This window comes from Mucilaginibacter sp. (assembly GCF_039935595.1).
Lineage (GTDB): Bacteria > Bacteroidota > Bacteroidia > Sphingobacteriales > Sphingobacteriaceae > Mucilaginibacter.
On sequence record NZ_JBDTJZ010000091.1, the window covers coordinates 15,564 to 30,582 of the forward strand.

A 15,019-nucleotide genomic window follows, 5' to 3' on the forward strand; every position below is an offset into this window, starting at 1 on the left:
CAACCAACCCTTATGACAAAATTTTCTACTTTTTTAAAAGCAGGTGCACTCCTGTTTTTTGTTTTTTGCGGCAATCAGCTTTTTGCTCAAAACACCCTTAAAAATGCATGGCAGGCTTTTTTTGAAAATAAGCGAAATGAAGCCAAAACCCTATTTACACAAGGGGCTAATCAAAAAGAAACTGCCGAAGAAGCATCGCTTGGATTAAGCTTCGTAGCAGACCAGGAAGGGGATCCTGTAGAAGCATTTAATTATTTTAAGAAGTTTTATAGTCAAAACAAGAACCCGCAGCCCTATTTATTCGCCTTGTGGAACACTTCCTCAATAAATGAAACATTCGGAAAAAAATCGGAACAACAACTTGATTTTTTGCGACAACTAACCCAGCAAAAGGACTACGACGGCACAATTGCGGCTATGGCTTATTCAATGATAGGTAAACACTTTGATAAAAGTAAAAATACCACAGCCGCTGATAAAGAGTTTGCAAACCAGGGTTCGATTGATAACTGGGCAATAAGCCCCGAATTTGAAAACATATCAACCAGTGGGTTTGATAAAGAATATAAAACACTGCTACAACCCGAGGACAATGCCACGTTCACTAATAAAAAAGGCGTAGATGTGGCCTGGCATACTGTGCCCTATATTCGCCACGATAAATGGTTTGATTTTACCTATTACGCTAATGCATACAGCTCAATAATTTTTGCGCAAAGCTTTATTAACTCCGCCGCAGAACAGGAGGCACAATTGCGTATCGGCGTGTCGGGTTCTGTAAAGGTTTGGGTTAATGACCGCCAGATATTATCTGAACCCGAGGAACGTAATAATGATCTTGATGCCTATATACAAACCATTAAATTGCACAAAGGGTATAACCGCGTTTTAATTCAAATTGGCGAAAGCTATGCGGGCAATTCCAACTTTTTGGTGCGCATTACCGACGATAAGGGCCATGTTTTAACAGGACTAACTCAAAGTCCAAAATATCATCAATATGAAAAGGAAACCAATTATGTTTCTAAAAAAATAGAGTTGCCGGCCATCGTTTACTTTGAAGACCAGGTTAAGAAAAACCCGCAGGATATGCTTGCTAAAATTTTATTGGCACATACCTATTTAACCATTGACAAAACCTTTGAGGCGCGGAAAATTATTGAACCATTGTTAAAGATATACCCGCAAAGCACCTATTTAAATGAGATGCTTTTAGAATTATTTAGCAAGTCAAAAAACAAGACCGGGTTACAAACCGTGCAGGAAACCATAAAAATGTCTGACCCTGAAAGTAGCATGGCGCTAACGCTCAGATTTAACGAACTTGTTGAGCAACAGGCGTATGAAAAAGCTGCCGATTTGATAAAAAGTGTAGAGCAGTTATATGCTTCGCGAAAAGAGTTTATTTATACCGGCAAAATAAAACTGGCCAATTTGAATAAAAACCAGGACGAAGTTATAAAGTATGCAGACGAGGCCTACAAACTGTTTCCTGATAATGAGGATTTTACAGTTTATCAGTATTTAATAGCCCTTAATTTAAAAAAGGACTTGCCTAAAGCTATTGAGTTATTAAAAAAATATAATGAAACCAATGATGATTATACTGTAGCTAAAGAACTGGCGGCTGATTATTTTAAATCCGGAAACCCGGAGGCGGGATTTAAGGTTTATAAAGATCAGATAGCCCACAACCAGGTTGGCGTAGGTATATACGACCAGTTGGGTAACAATTATTACGAACAGCAAATGTATGACAAGGCCGCCGAATGCTTTTTAAGCTGTATAAATATTGCGCCAACTATAGGTAAATATTATACGGAACTGGCCAAGGTATATGAGCAAACCAATCAAAAAGATAAAGCCATACAATATTATCAAACGGGCCTTAAATATAACCCAAGTAATTACGAAACTATAAAAGCGCTAAGGAAGGTAGAGGGGAAAAAAGAGGTGTTTAGTTATTTTGACGAACCTAATATAGCCGAAATAATAAAGACAGCCCCCAAGGCGAGCGACTATCCGGATGATAGTTATATTGTTTTAGATGACGAAGTGCAAAAAGTTGTTTATGAAAACGGCGGCTCAGAAGATAAAAGGTACATGGTAGCTAAAATTCTTAATCAAAAAGGAATTGAAACCTGGAAGGAATACGAGCTTGATGTTAATAATGATCAAAACTATTTAATAGAAACCGCCGAGGTTATAAAAGCTAACGGGAATAAGATACCCGCGGAAAGAAACAACAATAACCTTGTTTTTACAAACCTTGAAATTGGCGATATTATCAATATAAGGTATAAGCTGGAAAACTATTTTAATGGCAAGCTTGCATCTCATTTTTGGGACTCGTTTTATTTTACCAGCGGGCACCCATCAGCTAATTTAAAGTATTCATTACTTATTGATAAGAGTAAGAAGTTTACCTACAAATTTTCGGGTCAAACTATCGAACCGGAAAAGAGCGGTAAAGATGAGTTTGATATGTATGTGTGGAAGAGTAATAATGCCAAAAGCATAAATTACGAAGATAAGATGCCTTCTTTTGATGATGTTGCAAATGGGCTTTACCTCACGTCAATACCTGATTGGAAGTTTGTTGCCGATTGGTATAACGATATAGCCACAGCTAAAGCGCGTACCAATTATGAAATAAAGTCGGTGATAGGTGATTTATTTGAAGGTAAGTCAAACTTAACCGATATGAAGAAGGTAGAAAAGATCTATGACTATATCACCGATAATATTACTTACAGCTCGGTGTCTTTCAGGCAAAGCGGTATTGTACCACAAAACCCGGCAGATGTTATAAATACCCGGATTGGTGATTGTAAGGATGTAGCCACGCTTTTTGTGGCTATGTGTAAAGAAGCCGGAATAACAGCGCAACTGGTATTGGTAAAGACGCGTAATAATGGCCTGCATGGTATGCCGCTGCCGACAATTGATTTTAATCACTGTATAGCAAAAGTAAATTTGAATAACCGGGAATATTATATCGAGCTAACATCTAAGTATTTGCCATTTCAATCCATTTATAATCAGTCTTTAAATTCTTCGATACTCGATATCGGTGATAAAGAACCGGCAGCAATCAAATACTTAAATCCGGCCACCCGAAAGCAAAATAGCGTAAGCAGAAACGTAACAGTTGGTTTTAGGAACAAAGACCTGATAGTGAATGAAAATTTGTTTGAAACTGCCGCGCGATCTGCTATTTTACGTGATGTGTACAAGGATCTTTCTGCCAAAGATCAACTGAAAAAGAAAAAGGAGGAACTTTCTGCAGAATATCCTGATAATGAAATAACCCAATTAACCTTTGCCAACCTGAATAAGGTTACCGCTGATACGGTATCTATGAGGATGGACTACGAATTAAAAAATGCTGCCAAGGAGATTGCCGGGCTTTTAATTTTTTCATTGCCATGGTCAGACAAGTTTGTGCCGTCAGATTTTCAAATTACGCTTCCGCGCCTAACCGGGCTTGATGTTAGTCAAATGTTTTCGATGGATAATGAATCTGAAACTATAGTTGTTTCATTACCCGCAGGTAAAAAGATAGTTGAAATGCCGGCACCTGTTAACTTGAATAATGATATAATTGACTTTAGTATTGTGCCCAAAATGGATCATAACAAAATTGTTTTAACACGAACCGTTAAAGTAAAAAAGGATTATATACCGGCCGACAGGGTACCTGAATTTAGTAACTTTTTCAAAAAAATTGTTGATGCAGATAATAAGGAACTGGCCATGAAATAATGACTTAACAAAACGTAAATATTAAATTTAAAAGCAGTTTAAAAACAAACTGCTTTTTTTGTGTTTATAAGGTATTGATAGCTAGTGTACATGAGGTATTTAAGGAAAGGTTACCGGCATAAGGTTTGGAAAATACTGGTAGCCACTTTTAGTGGGTTTAATGATGATAACGGGTTAAAATTAAGCGCGTCATTAGCTTATTACACCATATTTTCTATAGCACCGCTATTGTTTTTGATAATAGCCATAGTAGGCTTGTTCCCATTGGCCAAATCTGATGGTTTGTACCAGCAAATAGGGGCCTATATAGGCAAGGATGCGGCCACACAGATACATAATACCGTTATAAGCTTAAAGCTTAGTGGTAAAAGTAATTTCGGATTTATTATAGGTGTGATTAGTTTATTAATAGGTGCCAGCAGCATATTTGTAGAGATTCAAGACTCGTTAAATATAATATGGCGGGTAAAGGCTAAACCCAAGCGCGGCTGGGTAAAATTATTGCAGAACAGGTTTTTGTCGTTCTCGCTTATTATTAGCCTGGGGTTCCTATTGTTGGCCTCGCTGCTAATCAACCTGGTAATGGACGCTTTGAGTGCGCGTATAGAACAATTTTTACCGGCAATAACAGGCTTGCTGCTAAAAGGCATTAATATAGCTATAACGGCCATAGTAATAACAACCCTATTCTCTATCATATTTAAGTTTTTACCCGATGTGAAAATACGATGGAAGGACGTACGCTCAGGTGCTTTTTTTACGGCGCTGTTGTTTATGCTGGGTCAATATTTAATAGGTAAATACATCCAAAATATAGCACAAGGGTCGGTATATGGCGCGGCAGGGTCAATAATTGTTATTTTGGTTTGGATATACTACACTGCTGCAATATTATATATAGGTGCGGAGTTTACCCAGGTGTATGCAGAAGCTATTGGCTGCAAAATTGAACCGGCAGAATATGCAGTGTACGTTGTACAAACCGAAGTTGAGCATATAGTTAAAGTATTGCCCGCGCAAAACCCCGAAGTTAAAAACGATTTAAAAACTGAAAGCAACCCTTCGTCTAAATAAATAGTATATACTATTAACATTTTGTAAATTTATTTACAATTATAAATACGTGCCGGTGCTGTTTTTAAAAAAGTATTTACTTTCAGCAGGGATATGCTGTTTGCTGTGCTGTTTTTTTACAACGGCGAGGGGGCAATATTTTAGTTTAAACAGCAATGTAAATCGTGTAAAAATCCCTTTTAAGCTTATACGCAACCTGGTTATAGTACAACTAAAAATTAATAAAGCCGGCCCATATAATTTTATTATGGACACAGGTGTGGGCATAATGATTATAACCGATCCGTCATTAGTTGATTCAATTAGTATTCCCGATAAACGCACTATAACAGTATCAGGGCTGGGTGCGGGCGATAGTTATGAAGCATATATTACCGGCCCGCTAAATGTTAATATACAAGGCATTACAAGTACCCAGGTATCAGCCGCTATTTTAAAAAAGGATCCTTTTGGCCTTTCGGGTTATGCCGGCATACCTATACATGGCTTACTGGGCTTTGAGTTTTTTAATAAGCTGGCTGTTAAGGTTAATTTTTCAGACAGCCTTATTACAGTTATGAGGTCGCAGCATCTGCGACGTTTTAAAAAAGGCATAAAAATACCACTGATGATTGAGGCAAATAAACCTTATATGACAGCAACGGTAACATTGAGTGACGGAACCAAACAGGAAAGAAAAGTTATTGTTGACCTTGGTGCGGGGCACGCACTGTCATTAGAAAATGTACCCGATAAAAGCATTTATTCATCCAATTTTATTAAAGCTAATTTGGGCATAGGGTTAAATGGATTAATAAGCGGATACAAAGGGCGGGTTAAAGTGGTAAAATTGGGAAAATATAAGTTAAATAATGTGCTTACTGCTTTTCCTGATGATGATACGCGCGCACTTAGGGTAAAACGCGACGGAAATATTGGTGTGGATATACTTAAAAAATTTACGCTAATTTTTGACTATGCCGACAGTGCATTATTTATTAAGCCTGCTTTTGGCTTCAAAGAGCCTTTTGAGCATGATATGAGCGGGTTACAATACTATGCCGCCGGTGATGGCTATAAGCATGTTATTGTTGACAGTGTAGAACCGGGTTCGCCTGCTGACGAGGCTGGTATATGTAGGAACGATGAAATAACAGCCATAAACTTTAAGCCTGTTGCTGATATGGACCTTGAGCAGATAGATCAGTTATTTAAATCAAAAAACAACCGTAGTATACTTCTGGATATTTATCGCAACAAAGCGCGGGAACGAGTTATTATTACACTAAAGCGCCGTATATAATTATTTGAGCTGACTTAGATTTTCAAAAAAGGCAACTTGAAGGTCAAATAGCGATCTTACATTTATTTTCTCGCCATAAGTATCAAAACATAAAAATCTTGATGTTTTATGATTGCCGTTTTTTTCTTTTTCAACCAAATTGAATGTTTCAAAAAAGTAATGATTGGTTGTAACCATACTTTTATTGTTGGTTTGTGATGTGTTTAGCCTGAAGCCAACGGCATCTATCCAGTTATGTACTTTTGTGTGTAATGAGGGCGCTCGCATGTTTTCATGGGTTAATGTTATATTGTTTTAACGAAATATGGGGCAGGTCTGTTTTAAAAAAAGTTAAAATTTTAACAAACAATCGTTAATTAAATTGTTTAATCTATTTATAGCTTAAGTATTGGTTTTGAGATAATTGTATTAATAGTATCACCTACCCCTAATTGTAGCTCACTACCCTTTATATAGTTAATTATATTATTGTTCTGATACATTATTAACCGTGTAGTTAAAATATTTATTACGAACCTGCAAGGTTAATTTGCATATTATTGTAACAATGATAATATTATGGTTTGTTTTAATAATATATTGTAACAATCGTATGGTTTATAATTATATAATGTAATATAAGTTGAACCTTTGCATCCTAATAATGTTTAGCACTTATTATTTAATAGCATAACACCTTAATATTATGAAACATATTTATTTAACTTTTGTCCTTTTTGCTTTATCACTCACCGCCGCGTATGCTCAAATGGGTAAACAAGTACAGGGCGTTGTTGTAGATACAGCTAATGTGACACAACCCGGAACTGACATTAAATTAAAATCAGATTTGGGCGACAGTACGGTTACCATGACCAATGCTGATGGAAAATTTACTTTTAGCAATGTTAAAGGAAAAAAGATAAAGTTATATATCACTTCGTTTGGTTTTCAACCTATCATAAAAAACTATACACTTCCGGATACCAGTATTTTAATACTTCCAAACATAGTATTACATGCTGTTAGCAATACGTTAAAAGAAGTGGTTATAGTTGGTGTAAACCCTGTAAAATTTAAGGAAGACACAGTAGAATATAAGGTAGCAGCATACCAGGTACGTGAAAATGCACCTGTTGAAGATGTGATCAAAAAGCTACCCGGTGTAGAGGTTGACGCGAATGGTAATGTTACCGCCCAGGGCAAATCAGTTACCAAGGTGCGTATTAATGGTAAAGACTTTATGGGAGGCGACCTACAGGCCGCTACCAAAAACTTACCGGCCGATATAATTGAAGGCATACAGATAATTGATGATTACGGCGACCAGGCTAATTTAACGGGAGTCAGAACAGGTGATCCGCAGAAAATATTGAATTTGACCATAAGAGCCGATAGAAACTATGGCTATACTGTACAAGCTACAGGCGGTGTGGGTAGAGATATGTTGCCTGCTGCACCCGGTGTAACCAATGCTGCACGCTATTTAGGAACAGTTAATGCTTTTAATTTTAAAGGAAACAGGCAAATAACCCTTTTAGGAAATATAAATAACACCAACGTAAATACTTTCAATTTCTCCGGCGGCGGCGGCGGTGGTGGCGGCGGTGGTGGCGGCGGCAGAGGCGGCAGAGGTGGTGGCGGTTTTAATACCGGTTTGGCAACCGTTGCCGACGGTATTACCGATGCCCATTCAGTAGGATTAAATTACCGCGACCAGTGGGACGCCAAAACCGCCGTGTACGGAAGTTACAGTTACTCAAACAACCAAACGCAAACCAATCAATCAAGTTTAGTTGATTACCGTAACTCAACACCTACCAGTAATTCAACAGAGAGTAAAACATTATCCCACCCGGTAAATCAAAGAGCTCAATTTAACATAGAGTGGAAACCGGATACCATAAATTACTTAAAAGTTACCCCAACGTTTACTTCTGCACAAAACAATGGTAGCAGCGTTGAACATACTAAAAACAGCATAAATAATACGCCTAATACCGAGTATGATTTAAATGATGTTAACAATTCAACATCAAATACTTTTGGCTTAACCGCGTTATTTAACCACCGCTTTACTCCGCAAGGGCGCAACCTGAGCATAAACGTGGTAACCAATTTATCTCAAAATAATTCGTTTGATAATCCGCTGTATAAATACAGTTTTGGTAAACCAACGGCACCACTTGACCAAAGAGTTAATTCTGATAATAAAACCAGATCAATAAGCGCTAATTTATCTTACCTTGAACCAATTGGTAGGGTTTCATATTTAGAGTTAACTTATGCATACAGTCATTCTTATACTTCTAATGATAAAGAAACTGACACCCTATCTACAGCCGGCACTTTAAACAATGTTGCCAATTTAAGTAACAACTATAACTTTACTTTTAATACAAATAAAGTAGGCTTAAACTACCGTGTTGTTGAATCAAAGTATAATCTTACTTTGGGTGTAGGTTTACAACCAACAGTATTAGATGGTTATTCGGTAACTACCGCTAGGTCTACGCATATTAGTCAGTTAAACTTTGTGCCAACAGCGCGGTACAATTATACATTTTCACGTACCCAATCGTTTAATGTTATATATAATGGCTCAAGCGGTCAGCCAAGTTTTACACAATTACAACCTGTGCCCGATTTTACCAATCCGCTGTATCCAACGGTTGGTAACCCTGATCTGAAGCCATCATTTACCAATAGTTTTCAATTGCGTTACAACAATTATAATATAGCTACCGGAAATATATTTTTCTTCAACGCATCGTATAGCGCTATCAGCAACCAGGTTGTAAGCAGTACAACTACCTATGCAAGAACACTTACCAGTACAGGTGCAGCTGCAGCTGCTTTAGACCCGGCTTATGATGCAAGATTTTTGGGAACCAACGTAACGCGCTATTTAAATAGCGATGGCTATTCAACAGCAAGCGGCCAGATAACCTATTCAAAGCCCTGGAGCGAGCGTAAGTACACCTTATCGTTACAAGGCAGGGTTGATTATACTAACAGCACAAACTATTCTGCAAGTGTTGATCAAAACTATGTATCAAGCGGCTTAATTAAAAATTCGGCCCAAACCTTAACATTAACTCCCGGCATGCGCTTTAGGGTTGATATAACCGATGTTGTTGACTTACAGGCAATAACCAACTATGCTATTAACACTACTAAAAACTCTGTAACCAGCGCACTTTATAGCGCCAACCAAAATATACGCACGTGGGTATTAGGCTTAAGCGGTAAAAACTTTTTCTTTACCGACTGGACGCTGGGTTATGACTACACTAAACAAATAAACTATGGTTATGCCAGCAACGTACAATCAACTAACCCTAATATATTAAACCTTTATGTTGAACGCAGGTTCCTTAAAGATAACAGGGCGACCTTACGTTTTTCCACATTTGACGTATTTAACCAAAACACAGGCTTTTCAGTTACCACCAATGGTAATATAACAACGCAAACCAATGTTAACAGGCTTGGTCGTTATTTCTTAGCTACATTGGCTATAAGACTGCAAAAATTTGCAGGCAAGGCACCAACACAAGAAAGAAGATTTGATGGCGGTGCAGGTGGCCCTGGCGGTCGTGATCGCGGTGGCTTTGGTGGTCCGGGTGGTGGTCCCGGCGGCCCTGGTGGTCCTGGTGGTGGTCCCGGCGGTCCCGGTGGTGGTCCCGGCGGTCCCGGTGGGGGCAGGCCCGGCGCATTTTAATAGTCCGGCCAAATACTAAAAATAAAAAACGCATCCGATCAATCGGGTGCGTTTTTTATTATATAGTACTTTTTATAAGCTAATTATACTACCGTATTAATAACCCTTTCTAATTCGTCCAGATCAAAGGGCTTAGCCAAATAGGTTTCGGCTCCGGCATGGTTGGCCAATAATTGTATATCGCTGTTTGCCGAAAAGTAAACTACCGGTATATTTTTTAATGCCGCTGTTTTTTTTAAAGTTTGGGTTGCAATTATGCCGCCCGCATCGGGTATCCAATTATCCATAAGTATTACATCGGGCATTATTTTTACAACTCTGTCAGTTATATCATTACAATCAGTAAAAGTATGTACTTCCCAGCCTTGTTCTTTTAAAATATAGTTGCATATAGAAAGGATATCATCATCATCATCAAAAATAATGATCTTGCGCGGGCTGTTGTTAGTCATATTAAACACATATTTCCTATAGCTAAAAAACTAAAGATAACCTTTTTATAAACAAGTTGTTTAGTTAAAAACATGTGTAGTTTTATGAGTTATTACCCCTGCCCTTAATTAGTATTTTAAGGCCCTTACGCTTTAATGAAATTTGTAAGTTGGTAAGCTCATTTTCTTCTACGCTGTAATTATAGCTTGCTAAAATATCTTTGTAAGTCAAAACACCAATAACCTGATTATGTTTTGCAGAAATTACAGGTAATTTATACACGTTTTCTTTGGCCATTATGCTTGCGGCCAATGCCAGCGTATCGGTATCTTTAATAAATAGTGCTTTACGTTTGTTTAATAGTTCTTCGGCATCCTTAATGGCGGTATCTCCGTTTAGGTTTATACCATCTGCGGTAATAACTTGCGATACACTTAATTTTTCCAGAGGATCGGCCCGGTAAGAATCAGGAGTAAACACACCCCTGCGGGCAATCTTCTCCGTCATAATAGTATTTTCCATCAATAAAAACGATACAAGGTACGACGCGCTACAGGCTCCTAATAAGGGTAGTACAGCATTTGATTGCATGGTAGCCTCTAATGCAAAAGTTATACTGGTAAGATAAGCCCTTGATGCCCCGGCAAACATTGCCGACATACCTACCAAACCGGCCAAAGGTACGCTGATACCAGAACCGGGAAATATAACTGAGATTATACTACCCATTAAGGCCCCCGCTGCGCCGCCTATAGTTAATAAAGGAGCCAGCGTTCCGCCTGATGTACCGCTTCCTAACGCTATTGCCCATGAAAGGAATTTAAAAAACATGAGGTTAATTAGCAATGTTATGGTAATGTTGCCCGATAAAACATGCGTGATATTATCATAACCAACGCCCAATGTGTGGGGATAAAAATAACCAACCAAACCAACAAATACTCCGCCTATGGCTGGCCACCACATCCAGTGGATAGGTAATTTTTCAAAACCGTCTTCAATATAATAAACAACTTTAGTTAAACCCAGCGATAAAAAGCCTATCACAAGTCCAATACCGCTATAAATAGCCAACGCCCCGTTTGTGGGTATAAGCACATTGGGCATAGGGAAAACAGGGCCCGATTCAAATAATAAATGATGCCCTGCTGCTCCGGTTATGCAGGCCAGAGCTACAGGCAATATCGCCTTAGGCGAAAACTCAAACAGCAATAACTCAATGGCTAAAAATATGCCGGCTATGGGTGTGCCAAATATAGCGGTCATGCCCGCGGTGGCTCCGGCGGCTAAAAGAATTTTTCTCTCGTTGTTGGTTATTTTAAAAACTTGCCCCAATGTTGAGCCAAGAGCCCCGCCGGTAGCAATAATGGGTCCTTCGGCGCCAAAAGGCCCGCCAGTGCCAATAGCTATAGCCGATGACAAGGGCTTTAAAAAAGTAATGGAAGGTTTGATCTTGCTTTGGTTCACCAATATTTGCTCCATTGCTTCGGGTATGCCGTGCCCCCGTATTGCTTTTGAACCATATAGCGCCATTAAGCCAACCAATACGCCGCCAATTGCAGGTATTATTATTACCCATGCCCCAAGCTGGTTATAAGCCGGACTGTGGAAATTAAAGTTAAATGATCCGTAAAAAAAAATATTAGTTACTAAATTTATAAGATAAATTAATGCTTTAGCCACAACACTGATGGCCATTGCCACAACTACTGATAATGCTGAAATAAAAAGCAGGCGTTTTTTTAATAGCAAACTGTTTTTACTGCCGGTTGTTTTTGTAGTTAAATCACTTAATAGTGGCGAAACAGGTATGCCGTTAACGATGGGGATTTTCATAAAAAATATACTTTTTTGCAAAAATAGAAAAAATGATATAAAATATTGTATAAGTAATGTTTTATGCCATTTTTCTGACTATAATTAAATATAAATATTGTTTAAATTATATTGTATAAAAACAGACAGCCATCTCTTAATAGTCAGATTGGTTATATCGTAGTTGGTTGTTTTAGATGATTAGAATGCATGTGCAATAAATAGTAATGGCATTAAATCATTCCTGTGGCAGTTGTTTTCGGTGTTTGTTGTGTGTTTGCTGGGTATAATATTTTATTTATCTTCAACACAGCAAAAGGGCCACAGGGCAAATTAACAGTCAGGTGATTCATTAATTGAGTCCAATAGCTTATTATTGTGGCACATCATATATCCGAATGAGTAAAGACAATAATAAGTGCGACCTTAAAAGTTGCTTTTTGTGCAAGTTTTGTTTAAATGATTGGATGCCGGCCATTGCATCGCAAAAAAAAAGTTATTGGGTTAAAAAAGGCGAGGCTATATTTAAGGAAGGCGACCCCGTTACCGGCATATACTTTGTTTATACGGCTAGCGTAAAAGTGCATAAGCGTTGGGGCAAAGAAAAGGAGCTGATTTTAAGATTTGCCACCAGTGGCGATATTTTGGGCCACATGGGCTTAGGGGCCGATAATTATTATCCGGTATCAGCAACCGCTGTTGAAGCGGGAGTGGTTTGTTATGTTGATATGGATTTTTTCAAATCAAGTCTTAATGTTAATCCTTCGCTGGCTTATAACCTTATCACGTTTTTAACTGATGAGTTAAAAGAATCTGAACACCGAATGCGCAACCTGGCGCACATGCCGGTTAAAGGCAGGGTAGCCCAAGCTTTAATAACATTACGCAAACAGTTTGGTTTAAACGAAAAAGGTGCCATTAATATAGAGTTATCGCGCCAGGACCTGGCATCATTTACAGGAACCGCCTATGAAACATTATTTAGGGTCCTTATTGACTTGACCGAAGATAAAACGATATCCATATCAGGCAAAGACATTGTTATATTGAACGAACAAAAATTACTTGCCCTTACTGCCGAAATTGTATAATATGATTAAGCCTTTTGCGATAGTATCCTTAACTCCTTGGGATAATAGTTATTGATACGGTTAGGCAATATTTTGGCCCAGCCCAACGCCTGTCCATCAAAGGTCATTAAACTCCAGCCTTTATTATTAGTATCCAGTTGCAGGTTTTCGCGTTTTAAAAACAGGATGGCCTCATCATAAGTTAGCGGTGTTTGTAATACCGCCTGTTTATTTATAATAATACTTAGCGCTAACTCATGGTGTGGTATAAGGTCCTTACCCATTACCTGCCCAATGCTAACGCCCGACTTTTTAATATACAAGTGCCGCTGTAGTATTTGCAGACTTTCTTTATGCTGATGGTTTATAGCCATCCATTCATCGTTAACTTTAAAATAATAATAGTCGGCAGGGTTATTTATGTAAGCCTTTACCTGCTCAAGCTCTGTGGCGGGTACCTTTTGGTTGTTATTGTTTTTAAAAGATGCCAGTTCGCCGCTATTATCCTTCTTTTTTAAACAAGCTGCAAATAAGCCCTCTCCTTTTACTTTATCCGGATAAAAACGATAGCCCCAGGCCTTTTCCCCGTCCGATTCGGTTTCAACAATTCCCCACTCCTTATTAATAGGTATACGTATGCTTTCCAAATCAAATTCTTGGCAAAGCCAATCCAGTATATCTTCATTTTCCTGGTGGGAGTATGAGCAGGTACTATATATAAGGTATCCGTCTTGTTTTAAAGCCGGATAAACATCGGCCAGTATGCGCTCCTGCCGCTGATGGCATAAGTTAACATTAGCCTCGCTCCATTCGTTCATTGCGGCGGGGTCTTTTCTGAACATGCCCGAGCCCGAACACGGCGCATCAACCAATATAATATCAAAAAAGCCCTTTACACGGTTAAAATCCTTAGGGTCATTATTGGTTACTATAGTATTGGCGGTACCCCACCTGTTAAGGTTATCTGCCAAAATGGGCACACGTGTTTTAATAATCTCATTGGCTACCAGCAAATCGTTTGTGTTTAGTGCCGAATTAATGAGCGTGCTTTTACCGCCCGGTGCAGCACAAAGGTCCAATACATTTATAGCCTCGTTTTGAGGTTTAATGTAATTTAAAATATGGCCAATAAACATAGATGATGCTTCTTGTACATAATAACAGCCGGCATGAAAAAGCGGATCGAATGTAAACGATGGGCGTGTATCCAGGTAATAACCATCGGCGCACCACGGCACCGTTTCGCCCTTATTTGTGATTGATGGTTTAAAAGGATTGCTCCGAATTGATGTTGGCGGGCTATTATTTTGATGCGCATTTACAAAACCTGCGTTATCAAAACCCGGCTCAATAGTTAACAGATCAAGAAATTTATCAGGAAAGAGGCGTTTATCCATTTGATTTCAAATATACATATTCAATTTTTCTGATAGGTGCGGCGGCAGTTATTAACAAAAATTTAAGGGCTATGGGTTAGTTTACAGCGTATTACATTTTGTTTTATTTTTTTGTTAATTTCTTTTGGCTGGGTGCCTATTTGTGCGTACATTTGTAGCCCGCCTAATCAAACAGGCGGTTGTTTTTTGAAATTTGCGAGTTAAAAAAATATATTGAAAAAAGTGAAAATAACACTTGACACGTATACTAAATTATTCGCATCTTTGCAGCCGCTTCGGTAACGAGGCAAAAGGTTAAAAAATTAATATCCTACGGGATTTTAAAAATAGGTTCTCTGCGACAGAGACCAATAAAAGTTCTTTTAAGAAATAGAAAATCATGCAGCGTAGCGGGCCTTTAAAGGTAAGCGAGGTTGAAAGAAGGAGGAGAGCGGGTAACTGCAAACTGAAAACTCACAACTGCTAACTAAAAGAAGGTTTG

At 38.4% G+C, this 15,019-nt stretch carries 9 protein-coding genes; 5 read left to right on the top strand and 4 right to left on the bottom strand.

Annotated features, from left to right (window positions below; translation table 11 throughout):
• Positions 1 to 12: 12 nt before the first annotated feature.
• From ABI367_RS06015 to ABI367_RS06025, 3 genes are all read left to right on the top strand, one after another.
• Positions 13 to 3,765: a transglutaminase domain-containing protein gene (locus ABI367_RS06015; protein WP_462230086.1), complete on the top strand. Its 3,753-nt coding sequence runs from the start codon at positions 13 to 15 to the stop codon at positions 3,763 to 3,765.
• 90 nt (positions 3,766 to 3,855) lie between these two features.
• Entirely contained in the window at positions 3,856 to 4,839 is a 984-nt protein-coding gene (locus ABI367_RS06020) for a YihY/virulence factor BrkB family protein (RefSeq protein ID WP_462230088.1), read from the top strand.
• Positions 4,840 to 4,894: 55 nt separating this feature from the next.
• A complete protein-coding gene (locus ABI367_RS06025) occupies positions 4,895 to 6,121 on the top strand; it encodes a PDZ domain-containing protein (protein WP_462230090.1) in 1,227 nt (408 codons plus the stop codon).
• Here ABI367_RS06025 and ABI367_RS06030 read toward each other — a convergent pair whose 3' ends face one another.
• Complete coding sequence (locus ABI367_RS06030; protein WP_462230092.1) at positions 6,122 to 6,388, bottom strand: hypothetical protein; 267 nt, start codon at positions 6,386 to 6,388, stop codon at positions 6,122 to 6,124.
• 481 nt (positions 6,389 to 6,869) lie between these two features.
• Between ABI367_RS06030 and ABI367_RS06035 the strand changes: the two genes are divergently transcribed.
• Positions 6,870 to 9,824, top strand: a complete 2,955-nt coding sequence (locus ABI367_RS06035) for an outer membrane beta-barrel protein (protein ID WP_462258045.1) — start codon at positions 6,870 to 6,872, stop codon at positions 9,822 to 9,824.
• An 83-nt stretch (positions 9,825 to 9,907) separates the two neighbouring features.
• Here the strand turns inward: ABI367_RS06035 and ABI367_RS06040 are convergent, their stop codons facing one another.
• Both ABI367_RS06040 and ABI367_RS06045 read right to left on the bottom strand, forming a co-directional pair.
• Entirely contained in the window at positions 9,908 to 10,276 is a 369-nt protein-coding gene (locus tag ABI367_RS06040; protein ID WP_462230096.1) for a response regulator, read from the bottom strand.
• 82 nt (positions 10,277 to 10,358) lie between these two features.
• Positions 10,359 to 12,092, bottom strand: a complete 1,734-nt coding sequence (locus ABI367_RS06045; protein ID WP_462230098.1) for a chloride channel protein — start codon at positions 12,090 to 12,092, stop codon at positions 10,359 to 10,361.
• A gap of 377 nt (positions 12,093 to 12,469) precedes the next feature.
• Here ABI367_RS06045 and ABI367_RS06050 point away from each other — a divergent pair, with 377 nt between their 5' ends.
• On the top strand, positions 12,470 to 13,162 hold the full coding sequence (locus tag ABI367_RS06050; RefSeq protein ID WP_462230100.1) for a Crp/Fnr family transcriptional regulator: 693 nt from the start codon (positions 12,470 to 12,472) through the stop codon (positions 13,160 to 13,162).
• A 5-nt stretch (positions 13,163 to 13,167) separates the two neighbouring features.
• Here ABI367_RS06050 and ABI367_RS06055 read toward each other — a convergent pair whose 3' ends face one another.
• On the bottom strand, positions 13,168 to 14,538 hold the full coding sequence (locus ABI367_RS06055; RefSeq protein ID WP_462230102.1) for a methyltransferase RsmF C-terminal domain-like protein: 1,371 nt from the start codon (positions 14,536 to 14,538) through the stop codon (positions 13,168 to 13,170).
• Between the last annotated feature and the right edge of the window lie 481 nt (positions 14,539 to 15,019).